We start from the raw sequence: 22,116 nt of genomic DNA on the forward strand, positions 1-22,116 counted from the left end.
CCATGCCTTGGGTTAAATTCGGAATCGATTCCGAATTTGAAAGCAGATCTGAACAATGGACCCCCCAAATGAAAACGCCCCAATAAATTGGAGCGCCCGAACAAGATGGGTTAAGCTGACAATATAGCGGTTGATTTCCTATCACCTTTCACAATACTATTCTAACACGGGTTTTTCCAAACAAAATGCTGATTGTCTGCCAATAAAGTGCCAAACTTATGCCCTGACCTGATCCCGCCTATAGAGCCCCAGCAGCACTGCCGCCTCCGCAACCAGCTCATCCCTGACCCGATAATAGGTTCTGAGGGATAGATTCACTTGTTCTGCCACCCACCAGTCATAATTGTGCTTGCTGAAATAACGCAGTTCAATCAGCTTCTTCTCATCCTCTTCAAACCCCGCCAGAATAATGTCTATCTCCTCAATGCGCAGGGTACACTCCTTAATCTCCTGACTGGTCTCCCAGCGCTTCGCAGCTATCCCTCCGGTTTGATCGCTGATTTTATCCCCTCCCGGAGTCAGAGAGTAGCCGGCGGTCAGCTTAGGCTGCTCTCTCTCCAGCTGTGCCGTTAAAATACACAGTCGTTTTTTATCTTCAGGATATTGATTCAGCCTTCTAATAGTTTGCATGTACCACTCCGGTTTTTTGCTTCTTCTCTCAGCCTGATTTTTCACAATAATTCCCCCTCTGTTTCTGTCTCTATGCCGCCTTATTTCGTTAGTTTCGTTAATTTAATTAACAATAATCATCAATAATGATAAATAAATTATCAATACTCCCAAAAAAAATAATCCCCATTGCTGCTCTTGACGATAAAATTTTTATCAACTATAATAGCAATGATAATCAAATTATCCAGAACAACACTCCGAATCTTAACTTCTCTACATAAGTAATCACCCGTTGCCCACCTCCATTTGAACCTCATTATATTTGATAATTTAATTATCTGTCAAGAATCTATTGATAATATATTTACCAAAGGAGTAGGATGTTTATGATTGGCAAATTGTTAAGCGAACTTAGGAATCGAAGAGGGCTGACTCAAGACCAAGTTGCTGATGCTCTGGGCGTAAAAAGACCTCGCTATAACTCTTGGGAAAATGACATTGCCAAACCGGACATCCAAATGCTCAAAAAAATAGCTGAATTTCATAATGTTACACCAGACTACCTGTTGGGATTCGAACCTAACAGCTCCATCCCGCCTTGGGCCACAGCCAAGGACAAGCGGGATTTTAAAAAAATGCTGGAAGACGACGGCGACCTGATGTTCGACGGAGTGCCCATCAATCAGGAAGACCGCATCCGTGTCTTAGACGTTCTGACAGGACTTTTTTGGGAAGCCAAACATATGAACAAGAGAAAGAAAACCGGCAGCACGTATGACACCGAGAAGTAACGTTCCTGGTGTCATTTCTATAAAGGGGTGCGAATCAAATGGACAAACTCATTACTTCTTTAGTCAAGCGTTACAAAACCAATTGCCCCTACACCCTTGCTGAAAGGCTTAATATTCATATACGCTTTGCCGACCTCGGCGAACACACCAGGGGTATTTATTACTGCAAACTAAGACGGCGCTTTATTGTTATCAACAGCCGCCTTGATTTTTTCTGGCAGCGCTTCATCTGCGCCCACGAATTAGCCCATGACCGCTTACACAGAGGCTTAAACCGGTTTTTTCTGGATGAACATTCCCTGCAGAACACCAATAAATATGAAAGGCAGGCTAACCGCTTTGCCGTTCAATTACTTTCCCTTAACTCCGGGATCATCCCCGGCGAAACCCTTGAGCAATTTTTTACGCGGACGGGAATTCCCTATGAAATGGCCCAATACTGCCGAAGGGAAGACTTCATCTGATTTCAGGGCTTACTTGCGATTCTTGAGAAGACTGACAATCTTCAGCCCCAGCTCCGCTTCCAGGCGGTCCTTATGATTCGTGAAATCAATGCCGCTGATTTCCCGGATCTTTTCCAGGCGGTAGAGTATGGTCTTGTAATGAACGAACAGTTCTTTAGCGGTACTGGTGGCATTGCTGTTGTTTTGCAAAAATACCTCAAAGGTATTGAGCAGATTCGTTTTATTTTCTTTATCATATACCATTAAATTATTGATAGATCTAGGTATAAACTCTGTCAGGTCATTGTTCAAACCCAGCATACAAAGCATGCGCATAACTCCCAGCTCTGTAAAGCTGACAAAGTCTTCGTCCATAATCCGGCCAATGCTAATAGCATTCTTTGCTTCCCGGTAACTGCCGGCAATGTCCTTGATCTGCAGGGCTATACTCCCTACTCCCGTTGAAATCCGCATTTTCGGGTATCGTTTGGCAAAGATAGCAGAAATTTTAAGAGCTGCTTTCTTGATATCGGCAACCACTCCCGCCTCATCCCGGCCTTTGGCCGGCCATAAGACATAAAGAGAGTCACTGCTGATCCTCATATAGTGTTTGGTATATTCATTGATCACCTTAGCTACGGTGGAACCCACTTCTGTAATAAAATTGGTTCTTTGTTTCTTGCCCGTCAAATAATCGTTAATGTCCGCAAATTCCATGAGCACAATAGAGTAAGAGTCATTGAGGTCCCAGCCGATAATAGCCGCTCTCTCCAGAGCGGTTTCAATCAAAATATTCCCGCTGATCAGTGAATCCAGCAAATCATTCTTAAACCGTCTCTCAACCTCGCTGATAGCAAAGCGCTTGACAAGCTCCAGGGAAATAACCGTAGCCGCATTTTCCAGGATCACATACTCCATATCCGCCAGCTTCTTGTTTTTCTCCACCACAACAAGATAGGCATTAATTTGATTTAACTGCTGAATGGGGATAACGACCTGAGATGCCGGAAAATCATGGATCTCCGGAAAAATCACCTCCTGCCGGTAATAATAAAACTTGTCGTTAAGATTTTCCCGTTCCGTACTGTCCTGCACTTCCTCAAATGAGGTTAGCCTGGAATCCGCAGCCGTCATCGCCTTGTAGTCCTTATCGTAAATAATGACTGGGTTGCCAAGGAGCTCCTCCAGAACCCGGGCTATCCCGTCCAGCCCTTCTCCCGCAATAACTAGCTCCGTGAAATGATCCTGTACTTGTTTGTAATACTGAAGCTTGGAAACCTCTTTGTTGAACAATTCCGCCATGACCGGGTACATAACATCGATGAAACGGACTTCCTTGCCCAGCTCGATAACCGGCAGTCCGAATTCATCTCCGGCTTGAATAATTTCCCGGGGGATTTCTTCAACCACCCTGCCTGTTTTGATAATCAGAGCGCTGACACCCTTTTGCGCCATTTTTCCAATGTAATCACGAAGTGAGCTGAGTTCAAGCCGGACATTGTAAAGGCTGGTCAATAGTATTTCCCCGCCGGAAACCCAGTCGACAATATCCGGGACTTCAATAATGGTAATCCCTTTTACCACATTATTGCTGCCCTGCTTCCCCGCTAACAGCTTAGCATCCCGCAGCGCCCCCATTGCCAGGACATCTGCAACAGTTATTTCCATTCTTTACCCCCCAAGCAAGTCTAATTTATCTTTCATCGCCAAATATGAAACAAAAACTATATCCAAGCTGGATAAAGGTTGTGCCACCATTTTATAGTACAATATTTTTATAGTCAAAAAAAATCTCACTAAAAATTAAACGTATTATGAAATGAGGTACAGCTATGACCAATAAAATCCTTAAGGTCCAAACCTTAACCAAGGAAGCCTTTGCTCCTTTCGGACATGTCCTGATGCTTAATCCCGGACAGCCCCTCATTAAACCGGACCCCCCCCAGTTTACGGACCGCATGCCCTTCGCTGTTGATGAAGGGGAAGCGGAATTTGTTTACGCCCTTTTAGAACGGCGGGACTTTAAATTCACCAATATGGAACGGCACCTGAAAGTGACCCAAGGCTTTTTCCCGATTATGGGCGGACCGGCCATTATCACCGTAGCTCCGGCTACCCAAGCCGATGATCCCGAGTCCTTGCCGGCTGTGGATTCTGTCCAGGCTTTTCTCCTGGAAAGCTATACCGCTTTTGTCCTCAAGCGCGGGGTCTGGCACGGCATGATCTTTCCTCTTGAAGAAAAGTTCGCTTACATTCTAGCCACCCGCAAACAAACCACCGACGAATCCCTCGCCCCTCTCTATGACGGTGATGTTCAAATCCGCGACCTGAAAACAACCTTTGAACTCCTGCTCTAGGCAGATCATGCCTTACCTTTACCCAGTTCCATAGCCTCCCCTGGCTGTCTGTACCCAGCGGCCAGGGGAGCTGCTTTTATATTCATCCTCACTGCTGCGTAAGAAGAAAAAACGCCCTGAAACATTTTCCAAACAGTTTCAGGGCGTTTTTTTGTTATATTTTAGGAAATCAATTAGCCAGTTTTAAGACGGAATGAAAGAGAACATTAGTCCCCGCCGCACAATCATCCTGGTCGCTCCACTCGTCAGGATGATGACTTACCCCATTCTTTGAGCGGACAAAGATCATGCCGATGGGACAGAGCTGGATAACCTGCATGGCATCATGCCCCGCACCGCTGGGCAGCAAAAATTCTTTCAAGCAAAGTTCCCGGCAGCTCTCAAGGATTGAATTAATAATAGCTTCTGAACAAGGTGCCGGGGCAACCCGCTGCATATAATCCACCTGCAGCTGCAAACCTCTTCGGGCGCAAATCTCCTCCGCCTGGGTCAGAATAGTCTTCTCCAGCCGCTGCCCTACTTCCAGGTCAACATCCCGCAGGTCAACAGTGAATTCCACCCGTCCCGGTATGATATTAATCCCGCCGGGATAGGCCTGAATCCGCCCCACGGTTCCCACAGCACTCTGAGTCGCTTTAGTCTCTTTTTCAATAACACTGATAATCTCAGCTGCGCCCGCCATGGCGTCAAAACGCAGATTCATGGGCGTAGCCCCGGCGTGATCCGCATTCCCCGTCACCGTCACTAGCAGCCGCAGGGAGCTGGCAATTCCTGTGACAACGCCAACAGGGAGATTGGCACACTCCAGTACTTTCCCCTGCTCAATATGCAGCTCCAAATAAGCCTTGACTTCCTCGGGTTTGCGGGCAGCCTTGGCAAAATCCTGGGGATTCAGACTGCAGCCTTGCATAGCCTCAGCCAGGGTAACTCCGTCTTTATCCTTATACCCTAGGTTTTCAGACTCAAGAGTTCCTGACAGCCCCCTGCTGCCCAGCAAGCTGAAATTAAAGCGGCAGCCCTCTTCATCCCGGAATACACATACTTCAATGGGATGCTTAGTGACAATGCCCTTCTCATTCATAGTCTGCAATACTTCGATACCGCCAAGAACCCCTAAACTCCCATCAAAAACGCCGCCGTTAAACACTGAATCCAAATGAGAGCCGATGAGCAGGGCCGGAGCCTTAGGGTCTGTCCCTTCTCTTCGTCCGATGAGGTTGCCCACTTCATCTTCCCGAACAGCCAAACCGGCTTCCTTCATTAAAGCTCCTACCATGACAATAGCTTGCCGGTCTTCTTTAGTGAAAGCAATGCGGGAAATCCCCCCATCGGGATTCTTCCCAATCTTGCCCAAGTCCATTAAGTTCTTCCATAATCTCTCTTTGTTAATCATGCTCCACAACCTATATTAAGAATTAATGTGCCTGCCCCTTAGAGCTGGACATCCCGATTGCAATCCTTCGTATAAATGTACCAGGCGTTCTTCCGACCGGAACAATAAAAAGCCTGAGGAACATAAGGTCCAAACCAGATAAAATCCTCTGCTTTGACAGGCAGCCATTTATCGTCAATCAGGTAAACTCCTTCTCCATCAAGGAAGTAAAGCCCATGCTCCTGGAGATGAGTCTCTACGAAAGGATGACATCCTCCCGGCTCAAAAGTAAGGGTATGAAAATTAACATCAAAGCCTAAATCAGCAGGCAGGAGGTTTCTGATCCTGACGTTCTCCATTTCGTCGTAGGCTTCATTAGGCAGGTCGGCCAGGTTCCCGACAACAACTCTGGCTTCATAGCCTTCCAGCTGACGATACCTTTGTTTGTATAAGAGTATTCTCCAGACAGTTTCGGACTGGTTAGCCAGAGAAACGGCCTGGGATGCAGGTGCAAAGACATAGCCGTTGTCTGATAAGTCAAACTTCTGCTGCTCTACTTGAACAACTCCCTGTCCGCTGATGGAGAAAACAAAGGTTTCGATACCTTCCTCCTGAAAGGGCAGGGTTGTTCCTCCACCAGGCTGAATTTCCACAGTATAGAAAGCAAACTTAGCACCCATTTCCGGTGAAGCGATAACACTCACTTTACAGTTTTCCAGATTAGGAATGACATTGTTGACCCGCCCTTGAGGCGGAATAACTGCATACCGGCCATGTTTGATAATGGCACGGGTTGCTAATAGATCGTTGGGATAGCCCATAACTGCTCCTCCTTTTTCATTATAAAATAGATATCCATAAGTTAAGATAAAGATACAATGAATTTGGCGAAGATGCTCCTTGTCAAAAACGGCAAGGAATCATCCTTCTTAAATTATTGGGTATTTTCTGGCTTTTGTCTTTGGTCTAATAGGATAAAAAGAATTGCTGCTAATTAGCAATAATAGATAATGAAAAATGAAAATATTTAGTATATTCTTGATGTAACTTAAGATTCTTAAGCAATTTTCAATAACTTCATAAGAATTCAGTATTTTTTTATTTGGAGGTGACTCTTTTTAATAAATAAAGATTATGGTAAACATTCATTGCCTTCCCCACCAGAAAGACTTTAACATACCAAACTCAAGACAAGAAAGGGGACATGCAGGTGTATAATCTGGTTATTAAAAATGGAAAAATTGTAACAGCAGACAGAATATTTGAAGGTACTATTTGTGTTAAAGATGGCAAAATCGCTGCGATTATGGAAGCAGGCCTCCCCGCAGAGGCCCAGGAGACTATTGATGCCCAGGGCAGCTTTGTCTTCCCAGGGGGAATTGACAGCCACGCTCATTTAAACGATCCGGGCTATTGCTGGCGGGAAGACTTCGCTCATGGTACGGCAGCCGCGGGTGTGGGCGGTTTTACCACCATTGTTGACATGCCCCTGCAAAATGAGCCGGCCTTAACCAACGCTGAGATTTTTGACAAAAAAGAAGCCGCCGTTTCAGCAAACGCTTATGTCGATTATTGTTTCTGGGGCGGTCTGGTTGATTACAATCTAAACAACCTGCAGGAACTTGATGAAAAGGGTTGTGTCGCCTTTAAATCCTTTATCGGGCCGGTCTCTCCCGATTATGTGTCCTTAACCATCGGCCAGGCCAAAGAAGCCTTGGAAATTCTTAAAAAATCCGGCGCCCGGGCAGGCTTCCATTGTGAGGATTATTCCATTATTAAATGGGAAGAAGCCCGGGCACAGCGGAAGGAAACTAACGACTGGCAGGATTTCCTTAATTCCCGGCCGGTCATTGCCGAATTAATTGCCACCCAGAATATTATCGACCTGGCACGGGAACTGGATGCCAAAGTCCATATTTGTCATGTCAGTCACCCCAAAGTCGCCAAAATCATCCGATCAGCTCAGTTAGAAGGGGTAGATGTTACCGCCGAAACCTGCGGCCATTATCTTACCTTTACAGACCAGGATGTCCTTAAGAATGGCAGTCTGTTCAAATGTGCACCTCCTTTACGGGAGTGGTCCGCTGTTGAAGAAATGTGGGAGTATGTCAACAATGGCACCTTGTGCTGTGTGGGGTCCGATCACTCTCCCTGTGAACTGAGTGAAAAAAGCGAGGAAAAGCACGGCATCTTCGGCGCCTGGGGCGGCATCAGCGGCATTCAAAATGTCATGCAGGTTCTCTTCAGCGAAGGTGTGGTCAAGCGAGGCTACAGCCCCACATTGATTGCCCGTTCCTTAAGCGAAGGCCCGGCCAGAACCTTTGGCATCTACGGGCAAAAGGGCGCTATCCAAACAGGCTTTGATGCAGACCTGGTTATTCTGGATCCCCAGCGGCATTGGGAGATTACTCCAGATTCATTGTATTATAAAAATAAGATTTCTGCTTTTGTCGGTTTAAAAGGCCAGGGCTTACCCGTCTGTTCCATTGTCAGAGGCCAGGTTATAGCCCAGGATGGCAGCTTAGTCGGGCAAAAAGGCTTTGGGCAGCTGGTTAAAAAGCTAAAATAGACTCCCTTGCCCCCATAAAAGGCGAACCTTCAGAAAACAGGCACTGAAAAGTCTTATACTTTCTAAAGCAGTACAAGGGTATTAAGCTTAAAACCTTAAAGAGAAAGGTGACAACCGATGAGCAAACAATACGATCTTATTATCCGCAACGGGATTCTGGTTTGTCCCGAAGGCACAAAAAAAGCAGATATTGCCGTCTATGATGAAAAAATCGCCGAGATAGGACCCGAACTGGCCGGCGATGCCAAGGAGACCATCGACGCAAAGGGACACTATGTTTTTCCCGGTTTAACCGACGGCCACGTGCATTTCAATGACCCCGGCAGAACCGAGTGGGAAACCATCACAACGGGAAGCAGCGCTTTAGCAGCCGGCGGCGGAGTAGCCTATTTTGATATGCCCCTTAACTGCAGCCCCTGCACCCTGGATGCCAAGAATTTAAAAGCCAAGCTGGCCGTGGCCGAGAAAGACTCTTTAGTGGATTACGGGTTTTGGGGCGGTCTGACCCCCAAAAATCTGGATAACCTGGAAGAACTGGCGGAGTGCGGCGTGATCGGCTTTAAAGCCTTTTCCTGCCACAGCGGCATTGATGAATTTGAACGAATGGACGACTATACAGCCCTGGTGGGCATGGCCAAATTAGCCAAGCTGGGACTGCCTCTGATGGTTCATTGTGAAAATGCGGAAATCACCAAAGATTTAACCGCTCTGGCCTTGGCCAATAACCAAACAACGGTGCGGGATTATTTCGCCGCTCGCCCGCCGATTACGGAAATTGAAAATGTCTCCCGCATGATTTCCTTTGCCGAAGAAACCGGCTGCAAGCTGATTATTGCCCATATCAGCACCGCTAAAGGGGTTGAGCTGGTCACTGAAGCCCGGCGCAGAGGCGTGGACGTTTGCTGTGAAACTATCGGCCACTATTTAATTCTTACCGATGACGACGTGGAACGCTTGGGAACCGTAGCCAAATGCTCACCACCCATTCGCAGTCAGGAGAATCAAACCAAAATGTGGGGAAAACTCTTCAACGGTGAAATCGCCTTCGTTTCCTCCGACCATTCTCCTTGTGACCCCCAGCTCAAAAACGGCGAATTTTTAAAGGTATGGGGCGGCATCTCCGCTTGCCAAACCACCCTTTCCGGCCTGATCACTCATGCTCACCACCAGCGCCAGCTCCCTCTGGAGAACATTGCCAAGCTGACTTCCCAAAATGTCAACGAAATCTTCAAAATTCCCGGCAAAGGAAAACTGGCCGTTGGCTTCGACGCGGACTTCGCCCTGGTTGACTTAAAGGATGAATTTATCTTACAGGCCGAAGACCTGTTCTATAAACACCAGGTAAGCCCCTATGTCGGCGACCGTTTCCAAGGCAGAGTAAAGCAAACAATCCTCCGCGGAACAACAGTGTTCAAGGACGGCCAAATTGTCTCCAAGCCCATCGGCAAACATCTAAAGCCCAATATCTAAGAAATGATATGAAATAGACTCACTAAATTAACAAGGAGTTGGGTGCATCAATGTCAACAAATCCGGAAACTACAGCAACCATACCCCAACAAGCTGCGGGTGTGGATGAATCCCTCTATCCGAAATCTGAAGCGGAGAGAACCGTCGGGCCACTGCCCTATATGTTTATGTGGATCGGTGACGGCGTTAACCTGGGAAACATGACTCTCGGCGCCAGTTTGGTGGTTGCAGGAGTGGCAACTCTGAATCTTTTTCAAACCTTTGCCGCCGCGATTATCGCCATCGCCATTATCTCCACAGTTTTTGCCTTAAACGACCGCTTAGGCTACAGAACAGGCATCCCTTATGTTGTCCAGCTGAGAATGTCCTTCGGACTGAAAGGGTCCATCGTATCCTCGCTCCTGCGCGGTATTCCGGCTATTATCTGGTACGGTTTTCAAAGCTGGATTGGCGGTACGGCCTTAAATGAAATAGCTAAAATCGTCACCGGCGGTGCCTTTGACAATATTGCCGTCTGCTTTGTCCTCCTGCAAATCGTTCAAATTGGACTTTCCCTCTATGGCTTTCACGCCATTAAATGGGTGGAATCCCTGACCTCCTTAGTCATTATGCTGGCTCTTGTTTACGTCTTTAGTCTTCTCCTCACCTCTCATAGTGCCGTCATCGCTGAAAAATGGGTTCATGCCAAAGGTTCCTGGGGCCTGCCCTTCTTCGCCTTCATCATGATGTTTATGGGCAACTACGCCGCTATCTTTCTAAGCGCTGCCGACTATTCCCGGGAACTGAGATCCGGCATCAGTGACGGCAAACGCGGTTTCCTATACTTCCTTCCTATTTTAATTGCTTACGGCTTCGTACTGGCCATCGGTGCCATGCTGGCTTCCGCTACAGGCATTTCTAATCCCGTTAAAGCCTTCGCCATCGTCGTAGATAACTCTTATATTACCGTCTTCGTATCCGCCTTTATCGTCATGGGCGCTATCGCCGTCAACATGGTTGCCAATATTATTCCTCCCACTTATGTTATTACTCTGCTGACCAAATTAAAATATAAAGTTGCCGTTACCATAACGGGAATCCTCGCCTTAGGCTCCTTTCCTTGGGTCTTAGTACAAGATTCTTCCGCCAAAGGTCTGGGCATGTTTATCCTTATCTACTCCGCCTTTTTAGGTCCCATTGTCTCTATCTTATTAATCGAATACTATATATTAAGAAGGCAAAAGGTCAACATAGCAGACTTATACCAGGAGGATGGGCCATTTGCAGGTTATAATCCTGCTGCGGTACTGGCTATGCTCATCGGTGCCGGCGCCGCCTTCATGAAAGTTGAACTAGCCTGGATTATCGGGGTTGTCGTGGCAGGTATCGCCTATCTACTTTTAATGAAATTTGCCTTCAAAGATTCCAAGTTTAAAAAAGGCACTATCTTTGAGCAGTAAAACAGAAAATATTCCAGAAGGGGCTGTCTGGTAATGAGTGTCCTCAGACATTCATTATCAGACAGCCCTTTTCAGCACTTATACCCTCACCCCACAAAGCTTTGGGCAACCTTATTAAACAGCCTCTTACCACCGCTTTCATAACCGTACACAAAAACCAGCCCAAAAGAACGCTTATTAGCGCCTCTTGGGCTGGTTCTGCTTTATCTAAAAAACCTTAGGGCTTGTCTCCAGAAAATCCCAAACATTTGGTTAGGCAGTTGCTGTTACAAACTCATTTTTGAGTCCTATCTCAACTTTTATCGTCACTATCACATAAAAACTTGCGTCGGTATGCTTTCGGCGTCATCTTCATCTGCTGGACAAAGACGCGATTAAAATAGGAGGGATCAGTAAAACCGCATTCACTGGAAATGCGATAAGCGGGGTAATCCGTTGTTTCCAAAAGCTTGCAGGCATACTCGATCTTCAGTTTATTAACATAATCGATGTAGCTGACTCCCACTTCCTTTTTGAAGATCCGGCTGAAGTATTGGGGATTCAAAAAGACCTTGGAGGAGACTAATTGCAGGGGGAGTTTTTGTTTGAAATTATCGTGAATATAGTTCAGAGACTTCTCAATCAGATAAATCTGATCGGACTTTTCCTCCTCAATTTCTTCCTCATCATTTATTTTGCTGACTTCGGCAGCTGCCGCTAACAGCTCTCGAAAGGCCTGCTTGAAAACAGAGGGCTTAACGGGCTTCAGCATATACTCCAAAACACGCAGGCGAATGGCTTTTTGGGCATAGGAAAACTCTGAGCAGGCAGATAAAATCATCACGCAGACTTGGGGCAGAAACTTTTTGATTTCCTGAAGAGCCTGCAGTCCATCCATTTCAGGAATGAGGATATCCATGACAATAACATCAGGGCGATATTGTTTGGCCAGTTTGACTGCCTGAACCCCGCTTTCGCAGGTAATAAGCTTATCTTCAGGGAGAAGCTCTTCCGCCGCAATGGATTTGAGGAATTCCAATTCCAACAATTCATCTTCTACAATCAAAACTACACTCATCACGATCTCCTCGCATTGGGTTTGGTGGGGATTGAGATGGTGACGGTACTTCCGCTATAATCCGATTTTGTGATTTTCAAACCATAATCTTCTCCGAAATAGCGCTTTAAACGGTTGTCCGTACTGCGAAAACCAATTCCCAGTCTATTATCGGACTGCTGCAAACTTTCCAGGACTTCTTTGGGAAAGCCGTTCCCATTATCAATAATGGAGATATGAATGTCATCCTTATATTTTTCAGCCGTAATTTTAATCTTGCCCCCGTCCCTTTTAGGGGTAATTCCATGGATAAGGGCATTTTCAACAATAGGCTGAATGATCATATTGGGTATTCGATAGGTCTTAATGGGATCGGCGATGTCAATTTCATATTCAAGACGATTTTTAAAGCGTACTTTTTGTATAAATAAGTATTTCTCGATATTATCGATTTCTGCTCCAATAGTGTGGAGTTCATCCTCTTGTTTCAAATTGTAGCGCAATAAATCCGAAAGACAATAAATGAGTTCTTCCGTCGTATGGGATTTTTCAAAATAGGCAATGCGGGCAATAGAATTCAGGGTATTAAACAAGAAATGGGGATTAATGACCAAGGACATGTTTTTAGCCTCAAGATCAATAATCTTTTTTTCCAGCATTTCTTTTTCAATGGATAATCTTTCTATAGCTTTATCCGCTGTACTAATGCTTTGGGAGAGATCATAGCAAATATTCTGGGTAATATGATTGCAAATTTGCTCATGAATATCTATTTTATTTTCTTCAATGGTTTTTAGCGCGGCAATTGACTTGGCAATAAATTCCGGCTCAAGTTTTTTACTCTTAGCCATCTCCATGATATCAATCAGATATTTCTGATATTCGCTGTCTGCTGTATAAACCTGGGCTCCTACAGCATAACCTATAGTTTCATTGTTGACCTCCACCGGCAGAAGGATATTCACCAAGCCATACCGGCAGTTGAAGCGGTCGCACTTCCCCGGTTTTAATCTGGAGATATAATCCGTGCATATCCGGGTTTCATCCTCCTGGCAAATAAACTTGCAAAAGTCAGGTGACGGATTGAACTCCTGGACAATCTTGCCTGAAGTATCGATGAGCTGCAGGGAGATATTGGATAGGGATAATAGTCCGCTATAGCGAGAATACAGATTAGAATCCATTAAATCGTTTAATGTTTTTTCAGTCTTCTCCATGCTCTCGCCAACTTCCCTTCCATACAAATTCATTCATTCCTTATAATACACCCCTGATGGGTTTGTAATGGTAAACCTCCACACCTTTGCAGTACAGCACCAGCAAAGGATGAAAAAGTTTTTTAGGATTATATCAAGAAAAATTGGCTGATGCCAATTATTTTATAATACAACACCGTTTTATAAATGTAAATAAAGGCAAAGGCCAGAACCTCCGGAAGGAAGTTTGACCTTTGCCCAGTATTCAGCCAATAAGATTAAGCGTCTTTCTTACCGCCGGGGAGCATCATTTCTACATCACCGTGGGGGCGGGGAATAACGTGAACGGAAATAAGTTCACCAACCCGCTGAGCTGCAGCAGCACCGGCATCAGTAGCAGCTTTGACTGCTCCAACGTCTCCTCTTACCATAACGGTTACCAGGGCACCGCCGACTTTTTCATAACCCATAAGCTGTACATTAGCTGCCTTCACCATAGCGTCTGCTGCTTCAATAGCTCCAACCATACCTCTGGTTTCGATTAATCCTAAAGCATCTGATCTGTTCATTATTGTTTCCTCCTAATAATATAATTTATTTTACAATCGTAATTTTGGAAGTAGACGTAAGACTCATTGCATTAGCTTCTTCAGTGTCAATATGGAACTCAAGGGAGGAGGCGCTGTTGGCTCTGATCACAACATTAGTGTAGGTGCCGCCCCGCAGCCCGTCTATTTGAATGGTTACCTTTTCTCCGTCTCGTACCCCTAAGTTTCCCGCGTCTTCCAGAGTCATGTGAATATGCCTTTGGGCAATCATCGCACCTCTGTTCAGATAAACGCTCCCTTTGGGGCCGATGAGGGTAATTCCCGGGGTCCCTGCCAAATCCCCGGACAACTTCACTGGCGCCTTTACCCCCAGTTTAAAACAGTCGGCCTGAAGTATCTCTACCTGGGATTCACTGCGCACCGGTCCCAGAATTCGAACCTTTTCAATAGATCCTTTGGGCCCGGCGATGATCACTGTCTCTTGGCAAGCATATTGCCCGGGTTGAGACAAATCCTTGGTTTTCGTCAACTGGTAACCCGCTCCGAACAGAGTTTCTAAATCCCCTTGGGAAAGATGGATATGACGATTGGAAATTCCCACGGGTATGGAACTTGAGTCCTGGGTCAGATACCCTCCCTCCTTGATTGCTTCCAGCACCAGAGCGGCTAACTCTTCATAGCTTGCCACAGTTAGTTATCACCTCTTTTTTTCAGCAGGTTGATAACTTCATTGACCACATTCATGATCTGCTCATCACTGACGGCACTGCTGCCGCAGCTCTGAGCTCCGCAAGCCGCAGGGCTTGAAGATTGGTTTTCGGTTACATCTTTAATTCCATAAGCGATACGTTTTTTATTAATTAAGTGCATGGGGGTAACATTGTCGGAGGTTGCACTTCCGCCCCATGTACCGCAACCCAGTGTAAAGGCCGGGGCTAGTCCGGTACTGGCTCCCACTCCCCCTTGACTGGAGGCTGTGTTGACCAGGATTCTGAATACGGGTTTTTCAGCAAAGCGGACAGCCATTTCCGGATTTTCGGTATGAATGGAGAGGCTGTGCCCGACACCGCCGTTGTTTAAGAGTTTAATACTCAGGTCACAGGCTTCCTGCCAATCTTTGACGGTATAAAAGCCCAGTACAGTTGTCAGCTTTTCATAAGACAAGGGATAACCTTCGCCCACACCTTGTTGTTCGCCCAACAGAACCTTAGTTCCGGAAGGAATGGTGATGCCGGCATTTTCAGCGATCACTGCCGCAGATCTGCCCACCATCTTGGCATTCATGGCATGTCCCCGTACAAATAAAAGTTTGGCCACTTTTCCGGTTTCTTCAGGGCTCATGAAGTAGCCGCCCTGACGTCTGAACTCATCCATAACCTGACTGCGCATGGATTCTTCTACAATCACTGATTGCTCGGAAGCACAGATCGTGCCATTGTCAAAGGTTTTGCTGGCGATAATATTTTTAACAGCCTTACGAATATCAGCGGTTCTCTCAATAAAGGCGGGCACATTTCCCGGTCCTACACCCAGGGCCGGCTTGCCTGCACTATAGGCAGCCTTGACCATAGCTGAACCACCGGTAGCAATAATCATCGCCACTTCATCGCATTTCATCAGTTCATTGGTAGCCTGCATGGAAGGCTTAGAAATGCAGCCGATGATATTGGCCGGAGCACCGGCGGCTACAGCTGCGTCATTCATTAAGCGGGCAGCGGCCAGAGTGCACTTCAGAGCCGACGGGTGAGGAGAGAAGACAATCCCATTCCGGGACTTGATAGCGATAATGGATTTGTAAATGGTGGTGGATGTAGGATTGGTGGAAGGGATAATTCCCATGAGCAATCCTACGGGTTCGGCAATTTCCATAACCTTATTGACTTTGTCATCGTTAATAACGCCGATGGTCTGCATAGGTTTGATAAAATCATACAGTTCCGTAGAGGCAAAACGGTTTTTGAAAATTTTATCTTCCACTTTGCCAAATCCCGTTTCTTCCACAGCCATTTGAGCCAGAGAAACGGCATTCTCTTCGGCAGCTTTCACCATATTGCGAATGATTTGATCGATCTGCTCAGCACTGAATTTAGCTAACTGAGCTTGAGCCAGTTTGCCTTGACGGGCAATAGTTCTGGTTTCCTGCAGGGATTGTAAATCATAATCAAAGTTTTCCAACGTACTATTCCTTCCTTTCATTCTCCCCCTCGTAATAGTCCTTCAGCTTCTGGACCAGGGTTTCTTTCTTAGCTCTGGCTAAAGCTTTGCCTGCCAGACCCAGACCGGAATACTCCCCTGCCAGCTTGCGAAGTTTTGTTACGGAAAGGGATCTTAGGACCTGTACACTCTTGTTCAGTCCAAACTCTTCTACGCATGCATTCATATCCTCTTTTGAGAGTACCTGAGGCATAACCGGCTTAGGCTCACTGCTTTCAACCGTGGCTTCATCTTCCTTTCCTTCCGCACTTGCAGCCGGAGGCTTCTCTCCAGAGGCCTTAGCACTGTCCTCAGGGAGACCAGCCGGTTCCTCTGGGCAACCTGCCTGAGGGGCAAATAGGCTTTCGATTCCCTGATCAGGTCTGGGAATCACATGCTGGGAAATCAAGGAGGAAGGACCGATTCTCTCAACCGCTGCTGCAGCAGCCTCTACGGCCGCCTTAACAGAAGCCACGTCGCCAGTGACAGCAACGGTTACCAAACCGCCGCCGGTATAGACTTTTTCGACAAAATCCACTTGCGCCGTTTTGAACATGACGTCTGCGCTTTCAATAGCCGGAAGGAGTCCTCGTGTTTCAATTAAGCCAAGTGCCTGCATAGTTTACCTCCTGTTGCTGTGCCAGAGATCTGCCTAATGAGCCGGGTAAGCTGCGTAAAATAGTTTGACGTAGTCCTGAGAATTCCAAGTAACTTTAGTGTTCTTAGGTATAAAGAGGACATCCCCCTGGTGAGCGTGAATGATTTTTCCGTTGATATTGAGGGAGAGACTTCCTTCCAGAACAATCTCTATCTCCTCATGGCTTAGCTCCCACTCAAAACTGGATTTCTCAATGGTCAAGAACCCGGCCTTTCTTTGAGAAGGGTCCTCACTGATCAATTCCCGGTAAGCTGCCTGAGTGTTGGGGTTCCCTGTATCGAGACTCTTAAACTTGACTGTCCTGCCCCGGACTACTTTCAGTCCGCTTAGAGGGTCAGACTCTGTCTGAAAAGCCTGCTCAAGAGATGAGACGGGAACGCTTGTCAGAAGTCCCTTGCTCAATACCGCCTTCACAACCTGAAAAATCATTTCCGGGTCGATTGAATTTTCCCGGCAATCCTGAGACCGGTCATTTTCCGGACTTGCGTAACTGACTCCAGGCTTGGACACTGCCTGAATCTCTGTTGTAAATTCAATGCCAACTTCTCTGGCCATATCTTTAGCAGCCATAGTGATAATCGTATTGCTGTCAACAGCCAGTTGTTTTTGGCCCTCTTTAGCTGCCGCCTTAACGTCATTGGCACTAATAAGTTTTTTCAAAACCACACCTCCTTTTAAAAGTACATAGAATTTTGTTTAACCTGATACTCTATCCTGAAAAAGCCATCCTGACAGAAACGATTCTGCCGGGCTCTGGGGCGGAGCGCTTATCTGCACGCGTCTGCGAGTTCCGCCGCTGGCTCGCTGGACGGTTCGCGAGCGCGTCCGAACCTCTGGGTATTTCTGCATGTGTGCCGCTCCTTGCCATCCTTGGCACCGCGGCATCAGTCCATCCATGGACAAGTCCTGCGGCGCGCTACGGGGACGCGAACCGTCGGCACTCGCCTTAGCGCGGCTCCACTAACGCATCCGCTTAGCAGAGAAGCGCTCCTCCAGCCAGTTTATGGGGAGTGTAGCAGAACTTTGGGGTTACTCAGGTCAGGTTCCGCAGAATCTCATGCGTGTTAGACGTTTTTCATTATCTGATGGTACTGCGTAGCAGCATGGAGGCTATTCTGAAATGATAGCTACCCTAAGAGACCCTAAAACCACATCAAAGGACCCGAGAGCAAGGTTGCTTCGTCCACAGAAGCGAACCCATTGCATGGAGAGGCGGTATAAGCCTCCAAGACGGTGCGGGGCAGCGCAGCCAGTGGTTCACATCAGGTACTACCCGGTGGTTTGGCGCAGCTCCCGCACCGGCGAGGAGGCGAGCCTCGGAATGCTAGGTACACGAAGACACTGTCTTCGCACGGATTACCCCTTCTTGCAGACACTGTCTTCGCACGAATTAGCTTTCTTGCGCGGATGTGGCGAAACTGCCCGACCCAGAAGCACTCCCTTTTTAAAACAATGCCTCCCACAATCGATCCGACGGAGCAGGTATAACTTCAGTTTCCACCAGCAACCCTTTATCCAAAGCTATCGCCTTCCCGGCTTCAATGCCCGCTTCCACGGCCGCCACATCCCCTGTGAAAGTGAAATAAGCTTTGCCGCCTAATCCGCTTCCCAAGCGCAGCTCCAAGGCTTGCACATCCGCTGCTTTCAGCGCCGCATCCGCTGCAATGATCATAGAGGCCAGGGAGAAGCATTCCATAATGCCTAAAGCCCCAATTCCATCAGGCATGGAGGTAGCTGTGATGGCCGGGAAAACTCCCGGATGAACATTGGGGAGAATAAAACTGTCAACCAAGTATTCTCCGGCTGTTTCCGCACCCACCTGGACAGAACTTTCGACGGCAGCCACATCCCCTTTAACAATGGCGATATATTTTCCCGGACAAACAGGAGTCGCACTCACTACTTCGACATAGGCTGTTTTAAGCATCAAGTCTGTGGCATTGATGCCCCGGGCAATGCTCGTCAGCTCAATCATCCCTATTGCACTATACATACGAACCCACCTTTATCAAAATAGAATTATCGTTGATCTCCTCTACCCTGCCGTTAAGACTGGCGTGAAGGTTAGCTCCGAGACTGTTCTCTGGAATCCGGCCAATCAGCTGCCCGGCTTTAACTTCTTCACCCAGAGCCACCACCGGCACAGCCGGCGCTCCTATGTGCTGCCGCAAGGCAATCCGGATATATTCCGGCCGGAATTCTGCCGGGGTCAGGGGGGCGGGTCTGTCAAAAGCCGTTAAGCCGATTTTAGCTATGAGACGTTTGCTGGGAATTAAACGATAATCTCTCGCTGACCTGGTCTGGAAGTCCACCTTAACCGGCTGGTATTTGATCCCTTGTTCCGCCAGCTTTTGCTTAAATAAACTGTTGACGGATCTGGGATGGAGGTTAGCCGGACAGGAAAACAACTCGCAGGCATTGCATTCGCAGCATAATTGGGCAATTTGCTGTTCCTTGATATCCTCTAAGTTATAACTTAGGGCACGCATTACTTTATGAGGCTGCATATTATGACCGAGGAGATAGCGGGGACACAAATCCGTACACATGCGGCATTGTTCACAGGCAGTTTTGCCGATAACCCGCGCCCGGTCCAGACTTACGGTTTTTTTGCGGATCAGAAAGTGATCTTTCTTCAGCAGGACATAACCCTTGCTTTTTTTCGTGACATGCCCATCCAGACTCGTCAGCACAGACCCCATCATCGGTCCCCCGTCAATCACGGCATAGTCATCCGGGTTCTTCACTCCGCATTGAATGATAACTTCGCGAATGGCTGTCCCTACCGGTACTTTAAAGGTCCTGGGCTGGGGAATATCCCCGGCAATGGTGATATAGGTTTCCGTCACCGGACTCCCGTTCAGTGCATTGTAAACATTCAGGGCCGTTTCCGAATTGATGACCACACAGCCTACTTTGAGAGGAATAGAAACCTCCGGGACAATCCGCTGGGTCAGCTCGTGAACCAAAACCTGTTCATCCCCGGCAGGATAAATATCTCTTAATTCCATAACTTCCATGAAATCAGCCAACCCTAAGGCGGCAATTCGTTCCTTGAGGAGAGCTATAACCTCTTTGTGTTTGCCCTTAATACCAATCATGGCCTTACGTGCCTCGATGTGCCTGCCCGCTTCTGCCAAACCTTTGATGATTTGATCCGGGAACTGGGCCATCAACTGCTGGTCCACCCTGAGCAAGGGCTCACATTCAGCTCCATTGAGCAAAATATATTCGGCCTTGGAAGTAAACTTAGCGTAAGTCGGAAATCCAGCTCCCCCCGCTCCGATAACTCCGGCCTCTTTAACGATGTTCAGTAGATCCAAGTATCCCACCTCCAGTAATCCTAAAACTCACAATCTTCGTCGATAATTCCTACAATGGCAGCATCCACAGGTATATCTTCACGGCCAAACATTTTACGGGCTGAGCTGCCGTTACAGACAAGCACTCGTTCCCCTATTCCAGCCCCGATGGTATCCGCTGCGATCATCAGCCGGCCGGCGTCGATCCCGCCGAGAACCTCCACCAACATGAATTTTAGTCCTACGAGAGAATCCGCTTTCCTTGTCGACCAGATACTGTCTTTTACTTTTGCAGCTATCATCCAATTTCACCTGTTTTCGCTTCTTTCAATTTATACTGAATTTCTTTGATGGCAGCCTCTACCGAGGCCGTATCTCCAAAAATGGCGATCATAATCAGATTCTGAGGACAGTGCCCTTTAATATCTTCCACAACTACCCCGGCACCCTTTTCGGCAATATCCGCGGCAAAGACCATATCAATCAGCCGCCCCTGAACCAGCCCCACAGCATCGTAGTCTTCGATGGTAACGGATGAAGGCGAGCCCTTGCGGCGAAAGAGGATATCCAGCGTCCCCCTGGAAGGAGATTTAATTATTCTATATTCCATCATAAACCTCACCCCTAACCTAGAGTTCTTCCTGTGTGCAGCTAAGAGCAATCCCTAAAGGTGTGACAAACATGGGATTCTCAGGTTTATAGGTAGGCAGGCCGGTTTGCTTGGCAATGACATCTTCGATTCCTGCCAGGCAGCAGGTTCCTCCTACCAAATAAATCTCTTTTGCCGGGTAATCTCGGACATGGCGGCTGATAATGGATGAAACCTTTTCGATCACAGGACGTACAATAGGCTGTAACTCCCTGTGGTTCTTGGCATCCCGTTTATAGACGTCCGCTTCCTCAAAAGGCATGCCGTAGGCACCGGCAATAACGAGAGAAAAGTGAGTCCCTCCTGTGGGCTCATCGGCAACATAAATCACTTTACCGTCTTGGAGAATGGCAATCCCTGTGGTTCCCCCGCCAATGTCGACAATCGCGCCGTCTTTAATCTTAAGGACAGCGTTAGCTGCTGTGGGCTCATCTAAGACATTGGTTATTTCAAAGCCCGCTGCCTGGACCACATTTTTAATGGCTCCCGAATCCAGAGAATCCGTCCCCGGCGGCAAAGCGGCGGCAGCATAAATCAATTCCGTCCCGAGTTTTTCTTCGATTTCTTGTTTTAATTCTTTAACGATCCGAATGGCACCAATGTAATCCACCACCATGCCATCCTTGACCACACTGGCGAATCGATAGGCACCGGCTACAGGCTGGTAGTTTTCATCAAGAACTGCTAAGACGATATAGGCTGTTCCCAAGTCCACACCTGTGTAATAAACAGAGGATTTATTAACGACGGGTGTCTCGATAACTTTCTCAAAATCACGAACGAGCTGATCACAGTATAGAAACGTCGAATTTAACTCTTCCATTTTCTACCTCCCACATACTTCTCAATCATCATACTGAGAATGTTAATTATCCCAGCGATGGCATCAATTAAGTCTTGCCGAGAGCAGACGGATTGTTCTTCCCTCCAATAGATTTCTAAAATCTCTGGTTCCAGCTCACGGAGGGAGGCTCGCAAATAATTTAAAACAGCAACATCTCTGCCCTTCTCCAACTCCAAGTGAAACTCACTGATGTCAACCTGTTCTTCCAGGCCGGCTGAGCGTTCTTTGATTTCTTCGGCCGACCACCCCCAAAATTGCAGGGTGTCAGGTGCTCTCTGCTCCTCTTCGGCTCTCCGCACCTTCTGGAAGTATCTGCCCAGAGCCAGCACTTCTTCCGAGAGAATAGCCTCTCCGGAGCCTACCTCAGCGGCCATCAATAAAAACAGGGATTCCATTCTCTCCATTTTTCTGAGCAGTCTCTGACTGCACCTCGTCTTTTCCACTTGGACTTGCTGCGGACTGTCGAGATTTACTGTCTCTTCATCACCTGGCTGAGTCTCTGATAAGGTGACTCGCCGATCCACCAAAAACTGGCGGGCCCCAGGGGTAATTCTCGTATCCGGTTCCATAACATAGGTGGTAAAAGGTTCTCTCCGATATACCTCCCGCAGCTCCATTTCAGTGATGAATTTCATTA

23 protein-coding genes are annotated in these 22,116 nt (G+C 47.3%); 6 read left to right on the forward strand and 17 right to left on the reverse strand.

Annotated elements, in window-relative coordinates; translation table 11 throughout:
• Window positions 1-216: 216 nt before the first annotated feature.
• Window positions 217-675 carry a hypothetical protein gene (locus DESOR_RS25950; protein WP_242832411.1) on the reverse strand — a complete coding sequence of 153 codons (459 nt, stop codon included), beginning with the start codon at window positions 673-675 and terminating at the stop codon, window positions 217-219.
• 323 nt (window positions 676-998) lie between these two features.
• Here DESOR_RS25950 and DESOR_RS25955 point away from each other — a divergent pair, with 323 nt between their 5' ends.
• Window positions 999-1,403, forward strand: coding sequence for a helix-turn-helix domain-containing protein (locus tag DESOR_RS25955; protein WP_014187573.1), 405 nt, complete (start codon window positions 999-1,001; stop codon window positions 1,401-1,403).
• A gap of 38 nt (window positions 1,404-1,441) precedes the next feature.
• Window positions 1,442-1,867, forward strand: coding sequence for an ImmA/IrrE family metallo-endopeptidase (locus DESOR_RS25960; RefSeq protein ID WP_014187574.1), 426 nt, complete (start codon window positions 1,442-1,444; stop codon window positions 1,865-1,867).
• Window positions 1,868-1,876: 9 nt separating this feature from the next.
• On the opposite strand, the gene DESOR_RS25965 is transcribed toward DESOR_RS25960, so the two are convergent.
• Entirely contained in the window at window positions 1,877-3,514 is a 1,638-nt protein-coding gene (locus tag DESOR_RS25965; RefSeq protein WP_014187575.1) for a PucR family transcriptional regulator, read from the reverse strand.
• A 164-nt stretch (window positions 3,515-3,678) separates the two neighbouring features.
• Here DESOR_RS25965 and DESOR_RS25970 point away from each other — a divergent pair, with 164 nt between their 5' ends.
• Entirely contained in the window at window positions 3,679-4,203 is a 525-nt protein-coding gene (locus DESOR_RS25970) for an ureidoglycolate lyase (protein ID WP_014187576.1), read from the forward strand.
• A 169-nt stretch (window positions 4,204-4,372) separates the two neighbouring features.
• Here DESOR_RS25970 and DESOR_RS25975 read toward each other — a convergent pair whose 3' ends face one another.
• Together DESOR_RS25975 and allE are read right to left on the reverse strand one after the other, a co-directional pair.
• Window positions 4,373-5,596: a Zn-dependent hydrolase gene (locus tag DESOR_RS25975; RefSeq protein ID WP_014187577.1), complete on the reverse strand. Its 1,224-nt coding sequence runs from the start codon at window positions 5,594-5,596 to the stop codon at window positions 4,373-4,375.
• 38 nt (window positions 5,597-5,634) lie between these two features.
• Window positions 5,635-6,396: a (S)-ureidoglycine aminohydrolase gene (allE, locus tag DESOR_RS25980; RefSeq protein WP_014187578.1), complete on the reverse strand. Its 762-nt coding sequence runs from the start codon at window positions 6,394-6,396 to the stop codon at window positions 5,635-5,637.
• 389 nt (window positions 6,397-6,785) lie between these two features.
• Here allE and allB (DESOR_RS25985) point away from each other — a divergent pair, with 389 nt between their 5' ends.
• The 3 genes from allB (DESOR_RS25985) to DESOR_RS25995 all read left to right on the forward strand — a co-directional run bounded on the left by allB (DESOR_RS25985) (window position 6,786) and on the right by DESOR_RS25995 (window position 11,053).
• Window positions 6,786-8,144: an allantoinase AllB gene (gene allB, locus DESOR_RS25985; protein ID WP_014187579.1), complete on the forward strand. Its 1,359-nt coding sequence runs from the start codon at window positions 6,786-6,788 to the stop codon at window positions 8,142-8,144.
• Between the two features lie 117 nt (window positions 8,145-8,261).
• Window positions 8,262-9,614: an allantoinase AllB gene (gene allB, locus DESOR_RS25990; protein WP_014187580.1), complete on the forward strand. Its 1,353-nt coding sequence runs from the start codon at window positions 8,262-8,264 to the stop codon at window positions 9,612-9,614.
• A 50-nt stretch (window positions 9,615-9,664) separates the two neighbouring features.
• Window positions 9,665-11,053, forward strand: a complete 1,389-nt coding sequence (locus DESOR_RS25995; protein ID WP_014187581.1) for an NCS1 family transporter — start codon at window positions 9,665-9,667, stop codon at window positions 11,051-11,053.
• Between the two features lie 292 nt (window positions 11,054-11,345).
• Here DESOR_RS25995 and DESOR_RS26000 read toward each other — a convergent pair whose 3' ends face one another.
• The 13 genes from DESOR_RS26000 to DESOR_RS26060 form a co-directional block, all read right to left on the reverse strand.
• Complete coding sequence (locus DESOR_RS26000; protein WP_014187582.1) at window positions 11,346-12,110, reverse strand: response regulator transcription factor; 765 nt, start codon at window positions 12,108-12,110, stop codon at window positions 11,346-11,348.
• Window positions 12,110-13,306, reverse strand: a complete 1,197-nt coding sequence (locus DESOR_RS26005; protein ID WP_042332802.1) for a histidine kinase — start codon at window positions 13,304-13,306, stop codon at window positions 12,110-12,112. Before DESOR_RS26005 ends, DESOR_RS26000 begins: the two co-directional genes overlap by 1 nt.
• Window positions 13,307-13,563: 257 nt before the next feature.
• A complete protein-coding gene (gene eutM / locus DESOR_RS26010) occupies window positions 13,564-13,854 on the reverse strand; it encodes an ethanolamine utilization microcompartment protein EutM (RefSeq protein WP_014187584.1) in 291 nt (96 codons plus the stop codon).
• A 25-nt stretch (window positions 13,855-13,879) separates the two neighbouring features.
• On the reverse strand, window positions 13,880-14,521 hold the full coding sequence (locus tag DESOR_RS26015; RefSeq protein ID WP_014187585.1) for a phosphate propanoyltransferase: 642 nt from the start codon (window positions 14,519-14,521) through the stop codon (window positions 13,880-13,882).
• 2 nt (window positions 14,522-14,523) lie between these two features.
• A complete protein-coding gene (locus DESOR_RS26020; protein WP_014187586.1) occupies window positions 14,524-16,029 on the reverse strand; it encodes an acetaldehyde dehydrogenase (acetylating) in 1,506 nt (501 codons plus the stop codon).
• Entirely contained in the window at window positions 16,013-16,645 is a 633-nt protein-coding gene (locus tag DESOR_RS26025) for a BMC domain-containing protein (RefSeq protein ID WP_014187587.1), read from the reverse strand. Before DESOR_RS26025 ends, DESOR_RS26020 begins: the two co-directional genes overlap by 17 nt.
• A 33-nt stretch (window positions 16,646-16,678) precedes the next feature.
• Window positions 16,679-17,344: a cupin domain-containing protein gene (locus tag DESOR_RS26030; RefSeq protein ID WP_014187588.1), complete on the reverse strand. Its 666-nt coding sequence runs from the start codon at window positions 17,342-17,344 to the stop codon at window positions 16,679-16,681.
• Between the two features lie 784 nt (window positions 17,345-18,128).
• Window positions 18,129-18,677, reverse strand: a complete 549-nt coding sequence (locus tag DESOR_RS26035; protein ID WP_014187590.1) for a BMC domain-containing protein — start codon at window positions 18,675-18,677, stop codon at window positions 18,129-18,131.
• Window positions 18,670-20,007: a 4Fe-4S dicluster domain-containing protein gene (locus DESOR_RS26040; RefSeq protein WP_014187591.1), complete on the reverse strand. Its 1,338-nt coding sequence runs from the start codon at window positions 20,005-20,007 to the stop codon at window positions 18,670-18,672. Before DESOR_RS26040 ends, DESOR_RS26035 begins: the two co-directional genes overlap by 8 nt.
• 20 nt (window positions 20,008-20,027) lie before the next feature.
• Window positions 20,028-20,288, reverse strand: a complete 261-nt coding sequence (locus tag DESOR_RS26045; protein WP_014187592.1) for a EutN/CcmL family microcompartment protein — start codon at window positions 20,286-20,288, stop codon at window positions 20,028-20,030.
• Complete coding sequence (locus DESOR_RS26050) at window positions 20,285-20,596, reverse strand: BMC domain-containing protein (protein ID WP_014187593.1); 312 nt, start codon at window positions 20,594-20,596, stop codon at window positions 20,285-20,287. Before DESOR_RS26050 ends, DESOR_RS26045 begins: the two co-directional genes overlap by 4 nt.
• Before the next feature lie 19 nt (window positions 20,597-20,615).
• On the reverse strand, window positions 20,616-21,458 hold the full coding sequence (eutJ, locus tag DESOR_RS26055) for an ethanolamine utilization protein EutJ (RefSeq protein ID WP_014187594.1): 843 nt from the start codon (window positions 21,456-21,458) through the stop codon (window positions 20,616-20,618).
• Window positions 21,446-22,114, reverse strand: coding sequence for an ethanolamine utilization cobalamin adenosyltransferase (locus tag DESOR_RS26060; protein ID WP_014187595.1), 669 nt, complete (start codon window positions 22,112-22,114; stop codon window positions 21,446-21,448). Before DESOR_RS26060 ends, eutJ begins: the two co-directional genes overlap by 13 nt.
• Window positions 22,115-22,116: the final 2 nt, after the last annotated feature.

Origin of the sequence: Desulfosporosinus orientis DSM 765, from assembly GCF_000235605.1 — a bacterium.
GTDB lineage: Bacteria > Bacillota > Desulfitobacteriia > Desulfitobacteriales > Desulfitobacteriaceae > Desulfosporosinus > Desulfosporosinus orientis.

Coding starts and splice junctions, on each gene's coding strand:
- DESOR_RS25965 (WP_014187575.1), bottom strand. CDS start 3,514: ATGGAAATAACTGTTGCAGATGTCCTGGCAATGGGGGCGCTGCGGGAT.
- allB (WP_014187580.1), top strand. CDS start 8,262: ATGAGCAAACAATACGATCTTATTATCCGCAACGGGATTCTGGTTTGT.
- DESOR_RS25995 (WP_014187581.1), top strand. CDS start 9,665: ATGTCAACAAATCCGGAAACTACAGCAACCATACCCCAACAAGCTGCG.
- DESOR_RS25970 (WP_014187576.1), top strand. CDS start 3,679: ATGACCAATAAAATCCTTAAGGTCCAAACCTTAACCAAGGAAGCCTTT.
- DESOR_RS26025 (WP_014187587.1), bottom strand. CDS start 16,645: ATGCAGGCACTTGGCTTAATTGAAACACGAGGACTCCTTCCGGCTATT.
- DESOR_RS25955 (WP_014187573.1), top strand. CDS start 999: ATGATTGGCAAATTGTTAAGCGAACTTAGGAATCGAAGAGGGCTGACT.
- eutJ (WP_014187594.1), bottom strand. CDS start 21,458: ATGGAAGAGTTAAATTCGACGTTTCTATACTGTGATCAGCTCGTTCGT.
- DESOR_RS26005 (WP_042332802.1), bottom strand. CDS start 13,306: ATGGAGAAGACTGAAAAAACATTAAACGATTTAATGGATTCTAATCTG.
- DESOR_RS26035 (WP_014187590.1), bottom strand. CDS start 18,677: ATGTATAGTGCAATAGGGATGATTGAGCTGACGAGCATTGCCCGGGGC.
- DESOR_RS26050 (WP_014187593.1), bottom strand. CDS start 20,596: ATGGAATATAGAATAATTAAATCTCCTTCCAGGGGGACGCTGGATATC.
- DESOR_RS26000 (WP_014187582.1), bottom strand. CDS start 12,110: ATGAGTGTAGTTTTGATTGTAGAAGATGAATTGTTGGAATTGGAATTC.
- allE (WP_014187578.1), bottom strand. CDS start 6,396: ATGGGCTATCCCAACGATCTATTAGCAACCCGTGCCATTATCAAACAT.
- DESOR_RS26060 (WP_014187595.1), bottom strand. CDS start 22,114: ATGAAATTCATCACTGAAATGGAGCTGCGGGAGGTATATCGGAGAGAA.
- DESOR_RS26045 (WP_014187592.1), bottom strand. CDS start 20,288: ATGATAGCTGCAAAAGTAAAAGACAGTATCTGGTCGACAAGGAAAGCG.
- eutM (WP_014187584.1), bottom strand. CDS start 13,854: ATGAACAGATCAGATGCTTTAGGATTAATCGAAACCAGAGGTATGGTT.
- DESOR_RS25960 (WP_014187574.1), top strand. CDS start 1,442: ATGGACAAACTCATTACTTCTTTAGTCAAGCGTTACAAAACCAATTGC.
- DESOR_RS25975 (WP_014187577.1), bottom strand. CDS start 5,596: ATGATTAACAAAGAGAGATTATGGAAGAACTTAATGGACTTGGGCAAG.
- DESOR_RS26020 (WP_014187586.1), bottom strand. CDS start 16,029: ATGAAAGGAAGGAATAGTACGTTGGAAAACTTTGATTATGATTTACAA.